This is a genomic window from Streptomyces sp. NPDC004610 (genome assembly GCF_040609715.1).
Lineage (GTDB): Bacteria > Actinomycetota > Actinomycetes > Streptomycetales > Streptomycetaceae > Streptomyces.
In genome coordinates, this window is record NZ_JBEXLA010000031.1 from 26,177 (window position 1) to 46,524 (window position 20,348).

Below are 20,348 nucleotides of genomic sequence, written 5' to 3' on the forward strand. Positions count from 1 at the left end.
GCGAGGCCGCACGAGGCCGTACGAGCCCCGGGCCCGTATGAGCCCCGTGGTGCTACCGGGCGGCGTACCCGGTGATCCGGCCCATCCACGTGATCATGTCGCCGGGGTCGTCGTTGGCGCCGTGGCCGCCGTCCCAGAACATCTTGAAGTTGACCTCGTCGCCGAGGTTCTGGGTCTTGAGGGCGAGGTTGGTGATGGCGGTCAGGGAGTGTGTGGTGTCGCTGGTACCGATCCGCAGCCACCACCGGCGCGCCCGCCGCGGGTTCTCCTGGCTCAGATAGTGCATCGGGTTGACCAGCCGGACCTTGTGCGGGATGTCGCTGTCGACGGTGGCGGTGCTGTCGCCGGTCGCGTAGCGCAGGCCGAAGTCGGTGAAGTGGCGGGCGTTGCGGGTGGCGTCGCCGAAGTAGCCGGGTTCCGGCTGGGCCATGTTCTTGTCGTCGAACGCCGGGAGGGAGCGGGACCGGCCCACATGCTCGATGAAGCCGTCCCAGGTGAAGGACGCCTTGCTGCCCGACCAGGTGATGAAGGGGTTGGCGGTGAGATAGGCCGCCCGGTCGGCGGTGGAGAGGGACCGCAGACGGTGGGTCGCGGCCGGCCGGAGGTAGTTCTCCAGCAGGTAGCGGTCGTAGTTGGCGGCGGTCACCCGGCCGAAACGGTTGATGCCCCGGACGCCGAGCGATGCCTGGTACGCCGCGAACTGCGAGGCCAGTTCCTTGGAGGCCACCTGGTCGACCAGCGCGCCGGACAACTCGGCCGAGCCGAACATCCACTCGTACGCCTTGTCGGCGTTGCCCAGGTCGATGATCGGGCAGAAGCAGGCGGACGCGAACACCGCGTCGCTCGCCTTGGCCGCGCCGATCTCCTGGAGGTAGGGCTCGAACAGCGGGCTGCCCGCCGAGGCGCCCAGCACGGCCGAGAAGGCGCCACCGGCGCTGCCGCCATTGGTGATGATCTTGCTCGGGTTGCCGGGCAGCGAGCCCCTGTTCCGGTGGATGTACCGCAGCGCCGCCTTGAGGTCGACGATCCCGGCGGGCGCCTTGCCGTAGTACGTGCCGTCCTTGACGTTGTTCCGGCCCCGGGCGCCCGAGGTGACCACGACATAGCCGGCGGCGAGGGCCAGCTCCGCGTTCCGGCCCCGGTCGCCCGCCCCGGGGGGCAGCGGGCCGTTCGTGGGTCCCGGGGTGGGGGTGCCGCCTCCGCCGCCGGTGTTGCCGGAGGCGGTGCCCGCCATGAAACCGCCGATCGGGATGTAGAAGAAGATCGGGGCGCGGGAGGCGTTGACCGCCTTCCCGTCGATCTCGAACGGCTCCTCGACCTTGAGGCTCTGGTAGGTCGCGTCCACGGGCCGGGACACATAGACGACGTTCTGCCAGAGCCGGTAGGTGACCCGCTTCTGGCTGCCGTCGGCCGTCGTGACGGTCTTCGTCGCCGTGGTGTACGCGGTCCGGGGGAATGCCAGTGAGTCACCGGTCGACGCCGCCGCGTCCCGCGTACCGCCGCTGTACCAGGCGGTGGCCGCTCCCGCGGCGGTGGCTGCCGTACCGGAAAGGAAGATTCGGCGCTTCACATCGTTGTCCTTCGCGGAGTGCGGGTGGGTGGGGCCACTCTCCGACGGCTGACGCTCCTGGCGGCGGTGCGGGCGGGTGGCGCTCGGCCTGTGCCGCGCAGGGGAGTCGGGTCGGCGGGTATCGGGCTGTGCGGTCGCGGCTCCCTGGTCTGGCGAGCTGTACCGGAGCCGATGCGGTGGCCTCGTCGCATGGGGTGCGATGCGCTCAAACTGCCTGCTGCTCTTCGGTCGGCGCGTCCCCTGGACGCCGTCACTCCCGCCTACGGCGTCCGCCGTATCCTGCCGCGCGGCCTACGCGGGGCGGCGTAGGGCGGGCGGGTCGCCGGGACCCCTGGCCGCCGTAAAGGCGCAGCTCGCCGCGTGGGTGCGGTACGGCGGGCGCGGACAGGGCGGCTCCGGTTCCGCTGCTGCGGGCGGGGTGTCCGCACCGGCTGCGGCGCGTACGGTGAACGGCGTGAACGGTGTGCGTGTGCTCCGGCCGCGGGAAATGGCTGCCCGGGGCTCGGTGGCGAGTGCGAGTGCGAGTGCGAGTGCGAGTGCGAGTGCGGGTGAGGGGACGCGTGCGCGTGCGCCGGGGGGAATCCGTGGCCGGGTGCCCGGACATCCGTTCCTGGTCGACGGGGCGCTGGCGGCTGTCTGCGCGGGCATCGTCCTCCCCGGATTCCTCGGCGAGGGCGTCCCGGTAGGGTCCGCGGTGCTGGTCACCTTCCTCTCGGCGGCGCCGCTCACGGTGCGGCGGACCATGCCGGTGCCCGCCCTCGCCATGACGGCCGTCGTCTTCCTCGCCGTGCTGCTGTGGAGGGGGGAGCCCGGCCCGGGGATCGTGTGCTGTCTGGTGGCGCTGTACTCGGCTGCCGTGGCGGCCTCGCGCACCCGGGCGGTGATCGTCGGCACGGTCACCGCCGCGGTGATCTCGGTCCCGGCGCTCCTTGTGACGGGCCGTCACTTCTTCGACCCCGCCAACTTCGTCCTGATCGCCTGGCTGGCCGCGGCCACCGCCATCGGTGACGCGGCCAGGAGCCGGCGCGCCTACATCCGGGCCATCAAGGACCGCGCCGAGCGCGCCGAACGGACCCGGGAGGCGGAGGCGTCCCGGCGGGTGGCCGAGGAGCGCCTGAGGCTCGCCCGCGAACTGCACGACATCGTGGCCCACAGCATCACCGTGATCAACTTCCAGGCCGGAGTGGCCGCCGAACTGCTGCGCCGGGAACCCGACGCCGCCGAGACGGCGATCGAGCATGTCATCACGGCGAGCGGCGCCACGCTCTCCGAACTCGGCACCATCCTGACCGTCCTGCGCCAGCCCGACGGCGACGCCCCGGCGCAGTCCCCGCCGGAGCCCCTGCCCGGCCTCGACCGCCTCGACGATCTCCTCGCCGGATTCCGGGCCGCCGGTCTGGCGATCGACCTCCAGCACGACGGGGCGCAGACCCCCGCCCTGAGCCCGGCCGTGAGCCTGGCCGGGTACCGCATCATCCAGGAGTCCCTGACGAACGCGCTCAGATACGCCACGCCCCGGACGGCGACGGTACGTCTGTCCAGCACCGCGCACCGGCTCCGGATCACGGTGGTCAACCCGGTCGACGGCGGTGCGGCGGGGCGGGATTCAGCGGCCGGGTCCGCGGCGCCTCGCCGGGAACGCTGGGGGACCGGGAGCGGTCTGCTGGGTCTGCACGAGCGGGCGGCCTCGGTCGGCGGTCACCTCGATGTCGAGCGGGACACCGAGCGGTTCAGCGTGGACGCCCTGCTTCCCGCCTCCCGGCCGGAGCAGCCCGGCCGCCGCCCGGCTCACGGGTAGCGATCCGGTGCCGGTGGGCCCGGTCCTAGAGGTCCGCCGCCGAGGGGCGGGCCAGCCCCGTCTGATAGGCGAACACCACGAGCTGTGCCCGGTTCCGGGCGCCGAGTTTGGCCATGGCCCGGTGCACATGGGTGCGGACGGTCTGGCGGGAGATGATCAGATAGTCGGCGATGACCTCGTTGGACAGTCCCTCGGCCACCAGCGCCACGATCTCCCGCTCGCGGTCGGTGAGATCGGCCAGCTGCCCGGACACGGCGGGCGGCGGTCCGTCGGGCAGCGCCAGATATCTCGCGATCAGGGTCTGGGTCGCCTTGGGGGAGAGCAGCGCCTCGCCGCGCGCCGCGATACGGATGGCCTCCGGCAGTTCCGCCGGGCGCATCCCCTTCCCCAGAAAGCCGCACGCCCCGGCCCGCAGGGCGGTGAGGATGTACTCGTCCACCTCGTAGGTGGTGAGGATGACGATGCGGACGCCGTCCAGTGCCGGATCCGAGACGATCTCCCGCGTGGCGGCGAGACCGTCCAGCTCGGGCATACGGATGTCCATGAGGACGACATCCGGTGTGGTGCGGCGGACGACCTCGATGGCCTCGCGGCCCGTCGCGGCCTCGCCCACCACCGTCAGATCGGCGGTCGAGTCGATCAGAACGCGGAAGCCGCCCCGCAGCAGTGCTTGATCGTCGGCGATGGCCACCCGGATCGAGGCATCGTTCATGCCGACACCATACGGCAAAGCGGAGACTTAGTCTCCGGGTAAGTGCGGGGCTGTCCCGGGAGCGGCCGGACCGATGCCGCCGAGTTCCCCGGATCCGAGGCCCGTGAGGCCGCGATGCCGAGTACGGGGTGCCGCTCCGGCGGGGACCGGCACTCATGCCGATGACGCCCCCTGAGCGCGCCACCGCCGGAGAGCCTCCCATTGCGCCGGCGCGGCAGAGACGGGCGCCGCCCCTCCTGAGCGTGACGGAGGGGCGGCGCGGCCGGGATCAGCGGACCGGTGCCCGTCGTCGGCGGTGGCGGCGGCGGTCGCGGCGGAGCCGTTCGTGTCTCCGGGTCCTCCAGCCCTCCAGTCCTCCAGTCCGTCAGTGCTTCAACCCTTCAGTCCTCCAGTGCTTCAGTTCTTCACCACCGCCCGCTTCGCCGCCTGGATCTGCTCGTAGACATGTGTCCGCAGTTCGGTGAAGCGAGGGGTGACCCGGGTGTGGAGCTGATCGCGCTCGTCGGGCAGGTCGACGGAGAGTTCGTCCTGGACGACGGTCGGTGAGGCGGACAGGACGATCACCCGCTCACCGAGGTAGACCGCCTCGTCGATGTCATGGGTGACGAACAGGATGGTGATCCCGCGCTCCCGCCACAGCGTTCGCACCAGGTCCTCCAGATCCGCGCGGGTCTGCGCGTCGACCGCCGCGAACGGCTCGTCCATGAGGAGGACCTGCGGCTCGTAGGCCAGGGCGCGGGCGATGGCCACACGCTGCTGCATGCCCCCGGACAGCTGCCAGGGGTAGGCGTCGGCGGCGTCCGGGAGTCCGACGGACCGCAGCGCGTCGGCGACCAGCTCCCGGCGCCTCGCCTTCGGTGTCCCCTTCTGCTTCAGGGGCAGATCGACGTTCTCACCGACCTTCATCCACGGGAAGAGACTGCGCCCGTACTCCTGGAAGACGATCGCCATGCCGGGCGGCGGCCCGGTGACCGCCTCACCGGCGAGCAGCACCTGTCCACCGGAGGGTTCGAGCAGTCCCCCCATGCACTTCAGCAGGGTCGTCTTGCCGCAGCCCGACGGGCCCACCAGACAGACGAGTTCACCGGCCTTCACCGTGAAGGTGAGGTCCCGGACCGCCTCCACCTGCCGGCCGGACCCCTGGTAGACCTTCCTGAGGCCACGTACGTCGAGCATGGTTTTCGCCCTTTCGGAATGTTCACTCACGACCGCCGGGTGGACGCGCGCAGGCCGTGGTACCAGCCGAGCACCCGGCGCTCGGCGAACTGGAAGGCAAGGGAGAGCAGGAAGCCGAGCAGACCCAGGATCAGGATCCCGGTCCACATGTCGGCGATGGCGAAACTGCGCTGGAACTGCACCACCGTGAAGCCGATCCCGTTGTTGGCCGCGAACATCTCGCTGATGACCATGAGGATGATGGCGACGGACAGGGCCTGCCGCAGACCGGCGACGATCTGCGGACTCGCCGAACGCAGCACCAGATGGCGCAGCCGCCCCACCCCGCGCAGATGATAGGTGCGCGCCGTCTCCAGCATGACCGAGTCGACCGCGCGCACCCCCTCCACCGTGTTGAGGAGGATCGGCCAGACACAGCCGCTCGCGATCACCACGATCTTCATCGTGTCGCCGATGCCCGCGAACAGCATGATCACCGGTACCAGCACCGGCGGCGGCACCGCCCGCAGAAACTCCAGCACGGGCTCGCAGAACGCCCGCACCGCCCGGTACGAGCCGATGAGGGTGCCCAGGCCGATGCCCACGACCGCCGCGAGCAGATAGCCCGCGGTCAGCCGGAGCACACTGGGCAGCAGATCCGCCCGCAGCCGCTCCCCGGTCCACACCGAGGGGAAGGTCTCCAGGATCGTGCGCAGCGGCGGCCAGAACGGGTCGGTGCTCCCGTCCGACGCGGCCCACCACACCGTCAGCAGCACAGCGGGCAGGCCGATCGCGAACAGCAGTTGCCGGGTCAGCGCCCTCATGACACCACCTCCCCGCGCACGGACTGGTGCCAGGCCAGCGCCCTGCGCTCCACTGCTCGGGCACCGACGTTGATCAGCAGCCCGAGGACTCCGGTCACCGTGATCAGGGCGTACATGTCGGGCACGGCCTGTGATGCCTGGGCGACCGCGATGAGGGAGCCCAGCCCCGGTGCCCCGATGACCAGTTCGGCGGTGATGGCGAGCACCAGGGCGACGGCCGCGGCCAGCCGGATGCCGGTCATGACATAGGGCAGCGCCGTCGGCCAGGTCACATGCCGGACGCGGGCCCAGGTGCCCAGCCCGTACGACCGCGCCGTCTCGTCGGCGACGGGGTCGACGTCCTGGACGCCGTACAGCACCTGGAGGAGGATCTGCCAGAACGACGCGTAGACCACCAGCAGGAGGACCGAGCGCAGTTCGGAGCCGTACAGCAGCACGGCCAGGGGGATCAGCGCCACGGACGGGATGGGGCGCAGGAACTCGATGGTGGAGGCGGTGGCACGCCGCAGGAACGGTACGAGGGTGAGGAGCAGGCCGACGAGGATGCCGGCGCCCGAGGCGAGGGCGAGGCCGAGGACCCAGCCGGTCAGGGTGTCCCCGAGCGCCGACCAGAAGGCCGGGTCGCCGAGTTCCTCACCCAGTGCGCCCGCGATGCGGCTCGGCGGGGGGAAGTAGTCCGTGCTGACGAGGCCGAGCCGTGGCACGGCCTCGCCGACGGCGAGGAAGGCCGTGAGGCCCGCCGCGCCGAGGGCGAAGTTCGGAGGGTTCACGGCAGCAGCTCGTCCAGGTCCGGGGCGGTCTTGAACAGGCCGTCCTGCTGGCCGAGTTGCTCCAGCTTCTCCACGGAGGAGCGGCTGATGTCCTCGGGCCACTTCGGCAGGGTCACCTTCGACAGGACCGAGGACGGGATCTCCGTGTACGTGGCGACGATGTCACGGACCTCGTCCGGGTGGCCGTTGGCGTAGGCCAGCGCCTCCGCGGTGGCCAGCTGGAACTTCTCCACCACCTCCGGGTTCTGCTGCGCGTACTCCTGCGAGGTGAAGTACATGGCGACGGTGAGGTCCTCGGCCACATCCACATACGGCGAGGCGACCTGCACGCCCCCCTGCTCCAGGATCGTGGTCAGCGCGGGCTCGACGGCCATCGCGGCGTCGACCTGGCCCTTCTCCAGGGCGGCCGGCATCTGGTCGAAGGCCAGCTCCACGAACTTCACCTTCGACGGGTCGCCACCGTCCCCCCGCACGGACTCACGGACCGAGGTGTCGAGGATGTTCTTGAGGGTGTTGACGGCGACGGTTTTGCCCTCCAGGTCCTTGGGGGACTTGATCGAGCTGCCCTCCTGGACGACGAGCCCGCCGTAGTCCTCGCCGCTCACACCGGTGGTGGCCACACCGTTGGACACGGCCTTCACCGGGACGCCATTGCTCTGCGCGACCATCAGCGAGGTCGTGTTGCTGAAGCCGAACTGGAACTGCCCACTGACCACACCCGGCACGATCGCCGAGCCGCCCTGCGCCGTGGTCATCGAGATGTCGAGACCGTGTTTCTCAAAGATCCCCTGCTCCTTGCCGAGATAGAGGGCGGCCACATCGACGATCGGAATGACTCCGACATCGACACGGGAGACGCCGCCGCTCTCGGAGGCGGAACTGTCGGAGTCGGCGGACGCACCACAGGCGGTGGCGCCCAGCAGAAGGGCGACGGCGGCGATGCCGGCGAATAGGCGTTGCATGTTCTGTCCTCCCGCGGGCCGTGTCCGATCCGTTCCGGCCGGTCCGCGCGCAATGGGATGTGTTGGGGAGAAAGACGAAGGGTCATGACATGACGTCGGGTTCGACGTTGCCAAAGGTGTCGTCCGCGCTCCTCCCACACATCCCCCGGGGGCCGTCACCGGGGCGTACGGCGGCTGCCGTACGGGGGGTACGGGGTACGGCCGGGGCGGTAGCCGGGCGGGGGAGTCACCGGGCTCGGCGAGGGGTGCGACCGCCCGTGATGGCGGAAGGTGGCCGACTGGCGCACAGTGGAGGAAAGGGCCGGTGAAGAGACCTCTGTGAGGCGGATATGGCCATTTCTCAGAGTGAGAAGACGGTGACAGCCAGGAAGGGCCGGGAGAACGGGGGCGTTCGTGGCACGACGACCATCTCCGACGCCGTCGTGGCGGCCATCGCGGGGATCGCGATCCGCGAGACCGACGGAGTGTATTCGGTGGGCCGCGGAGCGTCGAAGGCCCTTGGCGCCGTCACCGGCCGCATACCCGGGACGGCCTCGGGCGACCGCAGTGTGAAGGTCGAAGTGGGCCAGAAACAGACCGCGGTCGATGTGGACATCGCGGTGGAGTACGGCATTCCCATCCATGAACTGTCCGGTGATGTCAGAAAGCGTGTCACCGACGCCGTGGAGACCATGACGGGTCTGGAAGTCGTCGAGATCAATATCAATGTCTTCGATGTCCACACGCCGCAGGACGACGAGTCGGACGGCGATGAGGAGAGCGTGCGGGTGCAGTGAGGGGCTGTGGCCCCCGACACCGGCCGGGGGCAGGGCCGCCGCCCCGGGCCCGCCCCGGAGCGGCGGCCGAGCCGTGCCGCTCGGCTGTCAACGGGGGTCCAGCGCCCGGCGGGAGGCGAGCGCGACCACCGCCGCCAGGACGGCGGGCAGGGCGAGGGCCAGGGGGAGCGACGTGAGCGTGGCCAGCGCCCCGATCGCCGCCGGGCCCGCGACGAGCCCGATGTAACCGACCGCGGTGACGGCACCGACGGTACGGGGCCCGCCCCGGCCCGCGGCGGTGATCAGCGACGGCACGGTGATGGACAGCCCCAGCCCCAGCGCCGCCCAGCCGACCAGGGCCCCGGCGACATTGCCGACGAGCAGCGAGCCGCCCAGCCCGACCGCCGCCACGACAGCACCCGTGCGCACCACGGCCGCGGCCCCGTAGCGGGCGGTCAGCCGGTCACCGAGGAGCCGTCCCACGGCCATCGCGGCGGAGTAGAGGGCGTAGGCCGCGGCGGCGACCGCCTCACTGGCGCCCAGCCCGCTCAGATGCACCGCCGACCAGTCCAGTGCCGCGCCCTCACTGAGCAGACAGGCCGCCGCGAGCCCGGCCAGCAGCCACACCGTACGGCGCGACGAGTCGGCGGGGTTGCGGGTGGCGCCCGCTCCGGCGGGGTCCGCGTCCAGTTGGGGTGCCAGGCGCAGGGCGGGGGCCGCGGCGGCGGCGGCGAGGGCCACCAGCACGCCGACGATGGTGAAGAGGAGGGTGTGGGAGATCCGGGCGGCGCCCGCGGCGAGGGCGGCACCGCCCACCCCGCCGACCGAGCACGCGGCGTGCAGCGACGCCATGATGGGGCGGCCGTAGGCGGTCTGGCAGTTGACGGCGGCCGAGTTGACACCGACGTCGAGGACGCCGTGCGCGAGCCCGAAGAGGGTGGCCGCCGCGATGAGCGTGGACAGGGAGCGGCACTGCGCCAGCAGCACCAGGGTCAGGCCGAAGACCGCGCCGGGACCCGCCAGCAGGCGCGAGGGTCCGTGGCGGTGGGCCAGATGACAGCCGAGTTGCAGTCCGGCGACCATGCCGAGGGCCGCCGCGAGAAGGACCAGGGAGAGGCGTCCGGCGCCGATCTGCGCGGCATCCTGGACGGACGGAAGACGGGCGCCCCAGACGGCCATCGCGGCGCCGAGACCGGCGAAGAACGCCGTCAGCAGCCGACGGGCGGTCTCCAGGGACACCGCCAGGGATGTGTGAGCCGACGCGGACGCCGCGCGCTCGCTCATACGGTGGCCCGGAGCAGGGCGGTGGGCCGCCGTCCGGTCCCGTGGCGGGTGGCCGGTTCGCCGGCCACCCGGGTGGGTGGGAGCGGCGGCTCGGATCGTGGCATCACAGACTCCTCGCAAGGGAAAGCGGAGCGGGTGGCGGCGGTGTACGCCTCGGCCGGCAGCGGTCGGGCCGTCAGGCCGAAGGTCGCGTCCATGAGATGAGGCAGGACGTGTTTACTGCCGGGGTGACGGGAAGAGCCCCGCGCCGAATTCCGCTGTGCGGAGAGCGGATCGGCGACTGCGCAAGGGGCTTGATCTGAATCACGGGACGAAGGACATGAGCAGCTCCGCGACCATCAGGTCTCTCGATCCCGAAGTCTTTGCTACCCGCGCCAATTGGGACAATTCATTGCGAGGGTGTAAATGGTGCGCAAACCGCCCGGGTAGGGGAAAGATCCGCTCACCGACACCATCTGAGCGCACCGGGGCAGGTCATGGGCGCGGAGATCGGCGGGGCAAACCGGAAAGGCGCACGGATCACGCGAAGCGGTCCGGCCGTCGGTGAACACGGGGAAAGCAAAGGTGATTTTCCGAATTGCCTCGTGCGATAACCCGATTCACGGTCCGCTGACGGCCGGTACCTGGAGAGCACACCCGCATGTCGGCACACACCGATCGGGGATCTCTTACGATTCGCATCTTGTCCGGGGAGCGCGGGCCACCCGAACCCCCGCCCGGGTGACCTCAGCCGCCGGCCGCCGCACCCCGCTCCGGCACCAGCCGAGGCACCAGGCGGACACCGGCGACCATGCCGACGACCTCCACCAGCGTCTGGGTGACCACGACGACCGCCGCGACGGCCATGTCCCCGGGCAGGGCGAGGGCCAGAGGGAGCACGACCAGGGAGTTGCGGGTCGCCCCGGTGAAGACGATCGCCCGCCCCGCGGGCACGTCCAGGCGGAACAGCCGGGCCACCCCCTTCCCCGCGCCCGCCATCACCACGAGGAACACCACGTAGAACGGGACGACGGCGGCCACGTCGGTCAGGCTGTCCCCGAGCCCCGGGACCTGCGAAGCCACCACGACGAACAGGGTGGCGGCCATCAGCGGCACCATCATGAAGGTCGCGGCGCCGGACACCCGTCGGCCGCCCGCACCGCGCGACGCCCATGCCTGGAGCGCCCAGGCCAGGGCGAGCGGGATCACGATCAGGACGACGAACGCCTCGACGAACGGGCGCACCTCGACGATGTCCGCGAGTTCCGGGCCCATGAAGAGATAGAGGAACCCCGGCAGCAGCAGCATCTGCGCCACCAGCAGGACCGGCGTCGCCGCCAGCAGCCGACGGCTGGAACCGCCCGCAAGCCCGGAGAAGACGATCACATAGTCCACGCACGGGCACAGCAGCACCAGCAGCACACCGAGCCGCACCGCCTGATCGTCCGGCAGGAACGCGAACATCGCCGCGACCACCAGCGGCACCACCACGAAGTTGACCGCCAGCGCCGCCGACAGGAACCGCCCGTCGCGCAGCGACCGCACCAGCTCCACGGCCGGGACCTGGAGGAAGGTGACGAACAGCAGCGCCCCGAGCACCGGGTTGATCGCGTGCTCCAGCCCCGGCCCGAGCCCCGGTGCCGCCCAGCCGAGCAGTCCCCCGACGGCCATCGCCGCCAGATAGACCGGGACCTGGTGGTGTTCCATCCGCTCGGCCAGGCCCTGCGGTCCCCGCTGCGACACCCGAACCGCTCCCTCGCGCCGTCCCTGCCGGCCACCTCGTGGCGGCCCTGTGCTCGCCGCCATTGTCACAGCCCACGGCAGGTGCCCCGACCTGCGGCTCCCGCTCCGCGCACGCCGTACCGCCGCATCGCCCGGCCGCTTCTCAGTGGTGCGCCCGCCCGGGGTGCGGGCCACCGGTGGGTCCGGGCCGGGTGCGGCGGCCCGCGGATTCCGCTGCGTCACCCCGCGCCGTAGGCGATCCTGAAGGCGCTCGTGCCGATGCGAACCGATCGATCCCGCGCTCAACCGCCGTGCAAGGGGAACCAGATGATCATGCCTCCGGTACTGCCGCCGCGTCACCCCCTGCTGCCCGAGCGCGAGCGGTCACGGGCGGTGCTCGTCGGGTCCAGCGCGGGGCTGCGCCATGAACCCTCGGTCGGGGAGCCGGAGGCGCTCGCGGGGCGGCTGGCGCGGGTACTGACCGTCCCCGGCCCCGGTGGCGCCTTCTACCGGGGGAACACCCGCGCGTTCCCCGGCGTGGAGCGTCCGGGCGAGGTCCTCGACGTCCTCCGGGAGTACGCGGAGGCGGCGTCGGACGTGCTGATGTTCTGGTTCGCGGGCGGGCCGGGGAGCGGGATCGGCCTCGATGCCGTGGCCGGGATCGTCGGGGGCAGCCGGGCGGCCCGTCCCGTGGTCGTTCTGGACTGCGGTGATGTGGACACCGCCCTGGGCACCTTCGCCGGTTCCGCGCCCAGGGCCGTCGTGATGGCCGCCGGGACACCCAGTTTCTGGCCCCTGGGGGACCCCTTCACCGAGACCCTGGTGGACGGCCTCGTCGAGGGGGTCCAGGACGGCCCCGAGGCACTGGACCTGGAGACCCTCCGCCACGCCATCGAGGCCGTCCACACCCGGACCCGCTACTACGTCGAGAACGAGCACATAGGCGGGCCCTCACGCGTGCTGCTGGAGGGGGACGGCGCCACGCGGCTCGCCCTGGGACTCAACCCCGCCTACGGCGTGGACCGCCCCGGTGCGCTGCCATCGCACCCGGATGTCGTGGACGCCCAGGAGTCGTGGTGACCCTCAGGCGCTCGTCACCGTCACCGGCCCCACCGGAACCGCGCAGCACAGCAGCGCGTGTCCCGCCGGGACCGGCGGGCCCGGGGTGATCAGATGGGCCGTCGTGCCGTCCACCCGTTGCAGACAGGTGCCGCACGCGCCCGCGCGGCAGGCGGAGGGCAGCCGGACACCGGCGGATTCCCCCAGGTCCAGGAGGGTGCCGTCGTCCGCGGTCCAGGTCGCCTCCGTGCCGCTCGCCGCGAAGCGGACCGTGAAGGGGCCCGGCGCCGGGGGCGGGCGGTCGGTGAGGGGTACCTCGACGGGTGAGAAGAAGTGCTCGTCGGCGATGGCGTCGGGGGCCAGCCCGGCGGCCAGCAGACCGGTGCGGGCCGCCTTCACGAACTCGGCGGGGCCGCACAGGTACGCCTCCCCGCCGGGGTCGGGCGCGAGGTCGGCGTAGTCGGCCTCGGTGGGGCGGCCGGGGCGGGCGTCCGGCGGGAGGGGGCCGCAGGTGCCGGTGACGTACAGCCGTCCCGTGGCGTGGGGGAGACGGGCGAGGAGGGCGGTGATGGTCGGCCACAGGGGGGCGTCCTCAAGGGTGCGGACGACATTGAGGACCGTCACCGGGCGGTCGGGCGTGCTGTCGGCCAGGGCGCGCAGGATGGGGAGCACCGGCGTCACCCCCACCCCGGCGACCGCCAGCAGCAGCGGGCGGGACGCCTCGGGGGACACCAGCGGGGAGCCGTAGGGGCCGGAGATGCGCAGGGGGGTGCCGGGGCGCAGGGTGTGCAGGAGGGGGGAGACCCGGCCGTCCGGTACCCGTTTGACGCTGATGGCGAGGGCGCCCGGGGTCGTGCCGGTGAGGGTGTAGCTGCGCCAGGTCGGGCCGTGGCCGTCGGCGAGGTGGACGCGCAGATGCTGGCCGGGGGCGGCGCCAAGCCCGGCGGGGTCGTGCAGGCGGACGGTGGTGACCGTCGGGCTCTCCTCGCGCAGGGCGGTGACGGTGGCGTAGCGGGGCCAGTCGGGTTCGGGGGCCGGGAGGGTGCGGGGGTCGGCGGGGGTGTCCAGCACGGTGAGCCGGTCGCCCTCGGTGACCGGTCCGGGCCGGACGACCCGGGCGTACACCCCGCAGTACAGATGCCCGAAGCGGGAGGCGAGCAGGACCGGGACGTTGAGGTCGCGGTGGCCGGTGTCGGGGTTGACGGTGGTGGCGCGGCAGCGGTCCGTGGCCTGGACGATGTCCAGTTCCGCCCCGCCCAGCGCCACCCGCCGGCCCACCAGGGCGAACTCCCGCCAGGGGCCGAGCCCTTCGACATACAGGTTGGCGCGGAACCGCCGGTGGTCGACCGGGACCCCGGCCGCGTCGGTGAGTGTTTTGACCGTGTCCAGATTGATCAGGGAGATCGGTGCCGTCGGCCAGTCCCACAGGGAGACACCGGGGGCGTCGGTGGTGACGGGGCCGTGGGGGCCGTCCGGGAACCAGGTCCGCAGGGCCGCGTCCGCCCGGTCGATGTCGCCGGGCAGGGGCAGACCGTCACGCAGCCGCAGGGTGATGCGGTCACCGGAGGGCGCGGTGACGCACAGCACGGCGACGCCCTCGCCCTCCTCGGTGAGGGTGACCGTGTGACGGGCGAGGGAGGCGTTCTTCAGCAGGCGCAGAAACGCGGTGCTGTCGGTCCAGCCGGTGTGCCGGCGCACCATCAGGGTGCCGTTGCGCAGCCCGATCACCCGGTCCAGGGGGAGCCCCTGCCCCGGGGTGAGGAACACCCGGGGCAGGGGCCGGCCCGCCATCGCCTTGACGGGGTAGCGGACGATCCGTGCCACCCGAGCGGTGAGACCCCGGTACGGGGCCGGTGGAATGGGCGGTCCGGTCACAGGTGGATCCAGGTGTCCGGGGCCGCCGTGCAGGGGCCGCCCGGGTGGAGTCTGAGCCGGGCGGCGGCGAGGTCCAGGCTCACGGTGAGCAGGGTCCGCCACTGGAGATGGAACGGCAGCCCGTCCTGGGGATGGCAGCACACGGGCGCCCCGTCACTGTCGTGCGCCCGCAGCAGCTCCGTCCACCGCTCGGGGTCGGGGTCGGCCAGCAGGGCGCGGTGGGTGTGCAGATGGGCGTGGCGGGCGTAGGTGCTGCCGGTGGGCGCCGCGTTCTCCCCGAGCGCCAGCACCGGGTCCAGGAAGTGATTGGTGTGCAGCAGGAAACCGTCCGCGTCCGGGCGGACGACGGCGACCCCCGCCGGGGAGATCTCGATGCTCGCCGCGTCCGCCCGCCGACCGTCGTAGGTGACGACGGTGAGCACGGTCGACGCCGTGACCCGGGCCGAGCGGGCGATGTCGACGGCCTCGGCGACCGTCCCCGCCAGGTCCAGGATCCGGCGGGCGACGACATGCACGGGTACGCCGATGCCGTCGCCGTCCTCGCGGTGGCTGAGGATGTTGAAGTGGACACCGAGGCCCGCCTCACTGACCCCGATCTTCGCCAGCGCACCGGCCTCCGTGAACGTCCGCACCCCGGGGCCCGACGCGCCCGCCCGGTGCCCGGTGAGGGTGCGGGCGAACGCCATCTCCTCGTGCCAGTCCCAGGTCTGGATGGTGTGCGGGGCCCCCGGACCCCCGACATGGACGGCGGTCGAGCACTCACCCTCGGCGGTCGCCCCGACCGTCGCCAGCACCTCCGTACGGGCGTTGACCAGGGCCAGTTCCCAGACCGGGAGCCCGGCCCCCGACGCCGACGCGGCGAGTTCCGCGTACAGGTCGGGGGCCCAGCGGGCGATCTCGTCGACGGCCTGCTCGCCGTGCGGCCGGAGATCGTGCGGGGCCACCCCGACGGCGTCGAACAGTTCGCGGTAGGCGGTGACGGTGGCGCGGATCCGGTGGCCGTGGGTCCGGCCGAAGGCGTGGCCGCGCCGGGTGGGGTCGGGGTCGTCGGAGTGGAAGGCGGGCAGGGCGGGTGCCGGGGCGGGCAGCGGCGGGGGGCCGCCCGCGGGGGAGAGTTCGGCGTGGGTCACCGGACGCTGCTCAGGATCGCGTCCCACATCACCTCGGAGGCCACCGCGCCCAGCGCGACGGAGGTCATGGTGTCCTGCCCGGTGCGCATCGGGTTGCGCGGCAGATCGACCTCGTCCGTGGTGAGCGTGAACAGGGTGTCGCCGTCCAGATTGGTGTGGAAGGGCTGGATGCCGCGGTGCATGGAACCGTGCACCTGACGGCCGAAGTAGGCCAGCTCCCGGTCGTCCAGACGGACGTTGGTGACCACGACCGAGATGGTGGTGTTGCCCGGCGCGGTCGCGGGCACCGCGCCCGGGTTCTTCTCGAACGCCTCCGCGTAGTCCAGCTGCGGCAGAGCGCGGGTGCCGGTCGCGGCGTCGTAGTTGCCGCGCAGCACACTGCCGTCCCGGTCCACGATCACCCCGACCGCGTTGATCACGGTCGCCGCGAGGATCCTGATGTCGCCGATCTGCCGGAACGCCGCGCCCTGCCCCGCGAACTCGGTACGGGAGTACTCGACCTTGCCGACCGAGGCGGACGCCCCCGCGCCGCAGCGGCCGACCGGGAACTCGCCGTGCCGGGCGGCACGCATCGCGGCCCGGCCCAGGGCGGCGTCCGGGGTGACGGCGTTGTCGCGGGCGCTGAAGTCGTAGATGATCGCCCCCGCCACGCACTTGAGCTGGTCCCAGTTGACGTCGTTGCCGACCCGGGTGAGGAGTTCGTTCGCGACGCCGGGCGCCGCGCCGAGCCCGTACAGGGAGCCGCCCGCCAGGCAGACGGCGTGGGCGAAGCTGTCGGCGCCGTAGGTGAGGCCGATGGCGCCGCCCCGGGCGTCGATGGACATCCGGGCACCGGCCGGGACATGGACGACGGTGACACCGGTGGGGCCCTCGGCGTACTCGGCGGTGCCGACCTCCACGCCGGGGAAGTCGTAGCGGACCGTGCGGTCGGTGCTGGGGCGCGGCTCGGGGTGGACGTCCTCGTTGCCCCGGCAGGGGCCGAAGACGGGGGCGCCGGTCAGGAAGTGCTCCGGGGCGGTCGCGGGGGTGTCGGGTGTGAGGGTCACAGGTTCTCCAGGAGGGTGCGGGAGTACGGGTGCTCGGGGGTGTGCCAGAAGCGGGCGGTGTCCGCGAGTTCGAGGATCCGGCCGCCCCGCATCACGGCGATGCGGTGGGCGGCGTAGCGGACGGCCGCGAGGTCGTGGGAGATGAACAGGGCGCCGAATCCGTGTTCCTGCTGGAGGTCGCGGATCAGGTTGAGGGTCTGGGCCTGGACGGACACGTCCAGGGCGCTGACGGCCTCGTCGAAGACGATGAAGCGGGGCCGGGTGATCAGGGAGCGGGCGATGGCGACGCGCTGGCGCTGTCCGCCGGACAGTTCGTGCGGCAGCCGGTCGGCGAAGCGTTCCGGCAGGCCGACCTGGTCGAGGAGGCCGGCGACCGCGCCGTGGTGGGCGCGCAGCCGGGTGCGGGTGGCGGCGGCGAGGGGTTCGGCGACGCTGTCACGGATGGTCAGCCGGGGGTTGAGGGACCAGTGCGGGTTCTGGAGGACAGCCTGGATGGCCCCGGCCGGGCCCCGGCGCCGGTGCGGCTCCCCGAGGAAGCGGACCGTGCCGGAGGTCGGGCGGAGCAGCCCCAGCGCCAGCGAACCGGTGGTCGACTTGCCCGACCCGGACTCGCCGACCAGCCCGAGCGTCTCGCCCGGGGCGATGGTGAGGCTGACGCGGTCGACGGCGGTGACCGGGCCGCCCTTGCCGCGCCGCCCGGGGAAGACGACGCTGACGGCGTCGAGTTCGAGGAGTGGACCGGAATCGCCGGTGACTTTCACGGGGCCGGTGTCCGTCACGGCGGGGTCTTCCGGGGTGCGGTCGACGGGGTTCACGGGGCCGCCTCCACGGGCGTGGTCGGGTGGGGCGTCGGCGTGCCCTCGCCGTCGAGCGGGTGATGGCACAGCACCGTCCGCTCCCGGAGGGACCGCGGCTCCGGCCGCACCGTGGCGCACCGGTCGGTGGCGGCGGGGCAGCGGGGCGCGAAGGCGCAGCCGGTCGCCGCGCCGGAGAGCACCGGCGGGGCGCCCGCGATGGCCCGCAGCCGGTCGCCGTCGACGGCACGCGCCGGGTCGGCGGCGGCGAGCGCGGCGGTGTAGGGGTGCCGGGGAGCGCCGAGGACGTCCGCGGTGGGCCCGTCCTCCACGATCCGGCCGCCGTACATCACCGCGATCCGGCCGCACCACCGGGCGACACCGCCGAGGTCGTGACTGAGCCAGACCAGGGTGGTGCCGTGCTCGTCGGCGAGGGTGAACAGCAGCCGCAGCACGTCCTGGCGGACCTGGGCGTCGAGGGCGGCGGTGGGTTCGTCGGCGATCAGTACGGCCGGGGTGCGGGCCATCGCCATGGCGATCACGACGCGCTGGGCCATCCCGCCGGAGATCTCGTGCGGATGGAGACCCAGGACCCGTTCGGGGTCCTTGATACGGACCTGCTCCAGCCGCCGGACGAGGTCCGCGCGGGCCGGTCGGCGGGTGCCCTTGGCGCGCAGGGTGAGGGCGAGCTGGCGGCCGATGCGCAGGGTCGGGTCCAGGGCGCCGACCGGGTCCTGCGGGATGAAGCCGAGGCGTTCGCGGCGCAGCCGGGCCAGCCGGTCGCGGGGCAGGTCGAGCACGGACTCGCCGTCCACCAGGACCCGGCCCGAGGGGAAGCGGGTGGTGTCGGGCAGCAGGCGGCCGATGAGCAGCCCGAGGGTGGACTTGCCGGACCCGGACTCCCCGACGATCCCGACATGCCCGCCCGCCTCGACGGCGAGACCGACACCGTCCAGGGCGCGGACCGTGCGCTGCGGGGTGCGGTACTCGGCGGTGACGTCGTCGATGAGGACGATGGGGCTCTTCCCGGCGGGAGCCATGGTGGCGGGGGTCATATCAGCGCCCTCGTTTCACGGGGTTCGAAGTGGTCGCGCAGGCTGTCCCCGATGAGGTTGATGGCGACGATCGCGGCGACCAGGACCGTGCCGGGCGCGATGATCAGCCAGGGGGCGTTGACCAGGTAGAGGCTGCCTTCCTGGATCAGCAGCCCGAGGGAGGCGTCGGGCAGTTGCACCCCGTACCCGAGGAAGCCGAGGCCGCCCTCGACGAGGATGCCGACCGACAGGGCGTAGGTGCCCTGCACGGCGATCGTGCCGGAGACATTGGTGAGGATGTGCCGCCGCATGAGGGTGAGCGCCGGTACACCGCTGATCCGGGCCGCGACCACGAAGTCCCGGCGGGCCACCGACCGCGCGGCGGTCGCGACCATACGGGTCATCAGCGGGACGGTGACCAGTACGGTGCTGGCCAGGGCGGCGGACCGGCCGGGGCCGAGCACCGCCGACACCAGCACGGCCAGCACGATGGACGGGAAGGCGTACAGGACGTCCGAGACCCGGGAGACGGCCTCGGCGGTACGGCCGCCCCGGTACCCGGCGAGGATGCCGAGCGCGGTGCTGATGGCGGCGGCGGTGACGACCGCGAGCGAGGACAGCAGCAGGGTCGTGCCGATGCCCTGGAGGAGCCTCGGGAGCAGGGAGCGGCCCAGGTTGTCGGTGCCGAGGACGGCGCCGGCGCCGGGCGGGGTGAGCCGCTCGCCGACGGTGGCCTCGGGGTCGCCGCCCAGGCCGGTCAGATGACTCAGCACGGTCGCGGCGACCAGCAGGAGCAGCACCCACAGCGCCACCCGGAACAGCCCGTCGAAGGAGCGCGGCGCGAGCAGTGACCGCAGCCGGGACAGGGCACGGCGGGGCGTGACCGGCTTGGTGTCCCGTGAGGTGAGGGCGCTCATGTCGTGGTCCTCCCGGCCTGGGTGCTGATCCTCGGGTCGATGACTCCGCAGACGATGTCGACCAGGACGTTGACGGCGATGAACACGGTCGCCGCGAGCAGGACCCCCGCCTGCACGATCGCGTAGTCCCGCCGGTCCAGGCCGTCCACCAGGAACGAGCCCAGCCCCGGGGTGTTGAAGAGCCGCTCCACGATCACGGCCCCGCCCAGCAGATAGGCGCTCAGGGTGGCCAGCAGGGTCAGGACGGGGAGGGAGGCGTTGCGCAGCACATGGTGGCGCACGATGTGGGCGGTGGACTCGCCCCGGGCGAGGGCGGCGGCGACATGCGGTTCGACGAGGACGCCGAGGACCGCGTCCCGGGTGGTGCGGGCGACGGCCGCCGTGCAGAACACCGCGAGGACCGCGGCGGGCAGGGCCAGGGACAGCACCGACCGGAACGGGCCCTGGTCCCAGGGGACATAGACACCGACGCTCAGGCCGAGCCCGTACCGGGTGAAGACGAAGACCACGAGGGAGCCGACGACGAATTCGGGCAGGCTCAGCCCCAGGCTGCCCAGGACGCGGCCGGTCTTTCCGCCGCCCGCGCCCCGGATCCCGGTGAGCACGCCCAGCGGGACACCGATGAGGACGGTCACGCACAGGGCGAGGACGGTGAGGGTGACGGTGGCCGGCAGCCGGTCGGCGAACTCGGTCGCCACCGGGGTCTGGCTGGCCATCGAGATCCCGAAGTCGCCGCGGGCCGCGTTCAGCAGCCAGTGCGCGTACTGCTCGGGAAGGGAGCCGCCCAGGCCGTAGCGTTCGGCGGCGGCGGCCTTGTCGGCGTCGGTGGCGAGCGGGCCGAGGACCAGGTCGGAGTAGCTGCCGGGCATCGCGCGGACCGCGGCGAAGATCAGCAGGGAGACACCGAAGAGGGTGAGGGCCGCGACACCGAGGCGCCCGAGAGCCCAGCGGAAGTAGGTCAT

The 20,348-nt window shown here is 72.6% G+C and carries 18 protein-coding genes; 3 read left to right on the plus strand and 15 right to left on the minus strand.

All coding sequences use genetic code 11. The annotated features are described in order from the left end of the window. Positions 1 to 52 precede the first annotated feature (52 nt). Positions 53 to 1,570 (minus strand): subtype B tannase, encoded by a 1,518-nt coding sequence (locus tag ABZX40_RS29580; RefSeq protein WP_355744683.1) that lies wholly within the window; start codon positions 1,568 to 1,570, stop codon positions 53 to 55. Between the two features lie 592 nt (positions 1,571 to 2,162). On the opposite strand from ABZX40_RS29580, the gene ABZX40_RS29585 reads away from it, so the two are divergent. After that, a complete protein-coding gene (locus ABZX40_RS29585) occupies positions 2,163 to 3,368 on the plus strand; it encodes a histidine kinase (RefSeq protein ID WP_355744680.1) in 1,206 nt (401 codons plus the stop codon). 25 nt (positions 3,369 to 3,393) lie between these two features. Here ABZX40_RS29585 and ABZX40_RS29590 read toward each other — a convergent pair whose 3' ends face one another. From ABZX40_RS29590 to ABZX40_RS29610, 5 genes are all read right to left on the minus strand, one after another. Then, positions 3,394 to 4,080, minus strand: a complete 687-nt coding sequence (locus ABZX40_RS29590; RefSeq protein WP_355744677.1) for a response regulator transcription factor — start codon at positions 4,078 to 4,080, stop codon at positions 3,394 to 3,396. Between the two features lie 396 nt (positions 4,081 to 4,476). Then, positions 4,477 to 5,256: an ABC transporter ATP-binding protein gene (locus tag ABZX40_RS29595; RefSeq protein ID WP_355744674.1), complete on the minus strand. Its 780-nt coding sequence runs from the start codon at positions 5,254 to 5,256 to the stop codon at positions 4,477 to 4,479. Positions 5,257 to 5,282: 26 nt separating this feature from the next. Next, the gene (locus ABZX40_RS29600; protein ID WP_355744671.1) at positions 5,283 to 6,059 is read right to left on the minus strand and encodes an ABC transporter permease subunit; all 777 of its coding nucleotides are present in this window, start codon (positions 6,057 to 6,059) and stop codon (positions 5,283 to 5,285) included. Further along, complete coding sequence (locus tag ABZX40_RS29605; RefSeq protein ID WP_355744668.1) at positions 6,056 to 6,829, minus strand: ABC transporter permease; 774 nt, start codon at positions 6,827 to 6,829, stop codon at positions 6,056 to 6,058. The genes ABZX40_RS29600 and ABZX40_RS29605 overlap by 4 nt, the downstream gene beginning before the upstream one ends. Beyond that, positions 6,826 to 7,791 (minus strand): ABC transporter substrate-binding protein, encoded by a 966-nt coding sequence (locus tag ABZX40_RS29610; protein WP_355744665.1) that lies wholly within the window; start codon positions 7,789 to 7,791, stop codon positions 6,826 to 6,828. The genes ABZX40_RS29605 and ABZX40_RS29610 overlap by 4 nt, the downstream gene beginning before the upstream one ends. Positions 7,792 to 8,120: 329 nt before the next feature. Between ABZX40_RS29610 and ABZX40_RS29615 the strand changes: the two genes are divergently transcribed. Next, on the plus strand, positions 8,121 to 8,567 hold the full coding sequence (locus ABZX40_RS29615; protein WP_355744663.1) for an Asp23/Gls24 family envelope stress response protein: 447 nt from the start codon (positions 8,121 to 8,123) through the stop codon (positions 8,565 to 8,567). Between the two features lie 87 nt (positions 8,568 to 8,654). Here the strand turns inward: ABZX40_RS29615 and ABZX40_RS29620 are convergent, their stop codons facing one another. Beyond that, positions 8,655 to 9,830: an MFS transporter gene (locus ABZX40_RS29620; protein ID WP_356009093.1), complete on the minus strand. Its 1,176-nt coding sequence runs from the start codon at positions 9,828 to 9,830 to the stop codon at positions 8,655 to 8,657. A 726-nt stretch (positions 9,831 to 10,556) separates the two neighbouring features. Then, a complete protein-coding gene (locus ABZX40_RS29625) occupies positions 10,557 to 11,516 on the minus strand; it encodes a bile acid:sodium symporter (RefSeq protein ID WP_355744738.1) in 960 nt (319 codons plus the stop codon). A gap of 342 nt (positions 11,517 to 11,858) precedes the next feature. On the opposite strand from ABZX40_RS29625, the gene ABZX40_RS29630 reads away from it, so the two are divergent. Further along, positions 11,859 to 12,611 carry a hypothetical protein gene (locus ABZX40_RS29630; RefSeq protein WP_355744658.1) on the plus strand — a complete coding sequence of 251 codons (753 nt, stop codon included), beginning with the start codon at positions 11,859 to 11,861 and terminating at the stop codon, positions 12,609 to 12,611. A gap of 3 nt (positions 12,612 to 12,614) precedes the next feature. Here ABZX40_RS29630 and ABZX40_RS29635 read toward each other — a convergent pair whose 3' ends face one another. Genes ABZX40_RS29635 through ABZX40_RS29665 form a run of 7 tightly spaced genes read right to left on the minus strand, consistent with a single transcriptional unit; the run spans position 12,615 to position 20,348 of the window. After that, entirely contained in the window at positions 12,615 to 14,414 is a 1,800-nt protein-coding gene (locus tag ABZX40_RS29635; RefSeq protein WP_355744655.1) for an MOSC domain-containing protein, read from the minus strand. Between the two features lie 47 nt (positions 14,415 to 14,461). Continuing rightward, positions 14,462 to 15,622, minus strand: a complete 1,161-nt coding sequence (locus ABZX40_RS29640) for a C45 family peptidase (protein ID WP_356009091.1) — start codon at positions 15,620 to 15,622, stop codon at positions 14,462 to 14,464. Further along, positions 15,592 to 16,641 carry a P1 family peptidase gene (locus ABZX40_RS29645; RefSeq protein ID WP_355744649.1) on the minus strand — a complete coding sequence of 350 codons (1,050 nt, stop codon included), beginning with the start codon at positions 16,639 to 16,641 and terminating at the stop codon, positions 15,592 to 15,594. The genes ABZX40_RS29640 and ABZX40_RS29645 overlap by 31 nt, the downstream gene beginning before the upstream one ends. Next, the gene (locus tag ABZX40_RS29650; protein ID WP_355744646.1) at positions 16,638 to 17,456 is read right to left on the minus strand and encodes an ATP-binding cassette domain-containing protein; all 819 of its coding nucleotides are present in this window, start codon (positions 17,454 to 17,456) and stop codon (positions 16,638 to 16,640) included. The genes ABZX40_RS29645 and ABZX40_RS29650 overlap by 4 nt, the downstream gene beginning before the upstream one ends. Next, positions 17,453 to 18,490, minus strand: coding sequence for an ABC transporter ATP-binding protein (locus ABZX40_RS29655; RefSeq protein WP_355744643.1), 1,038 nt, complete (start codon positions 18,488 to 18,490; stop codon positions 17,453 to 17,455). Before ABZX40_RS29655 ends, ABZX40_RS29650 begins: the two co-directional genes overlap by 4 nt. Continuing rightward, positions 18,487 to 19,386, minus strand: coding sequence for an ABC transporter permease (locus ABZX40_RS29660; protein WP_355744640.1), 900 nt, complete (start codon positions 19,384 to 19,386; stop codon positions 18,487 to 18,489). Before ABZX40_RS29660 ends, ABZX40_RS29655 begins: the two co-directional genes overlap by 4 nt. Further along, complete coding sequence (locus ABZX40_RS29665; RefSeq protein ID WP_355744637.1) at positions 19,383 to 20,348, minus strand: ABC transporter permease; 966 nt, start codon at positions 20,346 to 20,348, stop codon at positions 19,383 to 19,385. The genes ABZX40_RS29660 and ABZX40_RS29665 overlap by 4 nt, the downstream gene beginning before the upstream one ends.

Excerpts from the sequence above, each read along its gene's own strand:
- ABZX40_RS29660 (WP_355744640.1), bottom strand. The coding sequence starts at position 19,386 with ATGAGCGCCCTCACCTCACGGGACACCAAGCCGGTCACGCCCCGCCGT.
- ABZX40_RS29615 (WP_355744663.1), top strand. The coding sequence starts at position 8,121 with ATGGCCATTTCTCAGAGTGAGAAGACGGTGACAGCCAGGAAGGGCCGG.
- ABZX40_RS29655 (WP_355744643.1), bottom strand. The coding sequence starts at position 18,490 with ATGACCCCCGCCACCATGGCTCCCGCCGGGAAGAGCCCCATCGTCCTC.
- ABZX40_RS29610 (WP_355744665.1), bottom strand. The coding sequence starts at position 7,791 with ATGCAACGCCTATTCGCCGGCATCGCCGCCGTCGCCCTTCTGCTGGGC.
- ABZX40_RS29630 (WP_355744658.1), top strand. The coding sequence starts at position 11,859 with ATGATCATGCCTCCGGTACTGCCGCCGCGTCACCCCCTGCTGCCCGAG.
- ABZX40_RS29590 (WP_355744677.1), bottom strand. The coding sequence starts at position 4,080 with ATGAACGATGCCTCGATCCGGGTGGCCATCGCCGACGATCAAGCACTG.
- ABZX40_RS29665 (WP_355744637.1), bottom strand. The coding sequence starts at position 20,348 with ATGACCTACTTCCGCTGGGCTCTCGGGCGCCTCGGTGTCGCGGCCCTC.
- ABZX40_RS29595 (WP_355744674.1), bottom strand. The coding sequence starts at position 5,256 with ATGCTCGACGTACGTGGCCTCAGGAAGGTCTACCAGGGGTCCGGCCGG.
- ABZX40_RS29620 (WP_356009093.1), bottom strand. The coding sequence starts at position 9,830 with ATGAGCGAGCGCGCGGCGTCCGCGTCGGCTCACACATCCCTGGCGGTG.
- ABZX40_RS29625 (WP_355744738.1), bottom strand. The coding sequence starts at position 11,516 with ATGGAACACCACCAGGTCCCGGTCTATCTGGCGGCGATGGCCGTCGGG.
- ABZX40_RS29600 (WP_355744671.1), bottom strand. The coding sequence starts at position 6,059 with ATGAGGGCGCTGACCCGGCAACTGCTGTTCGCGATCGGCCTGCCCGCT.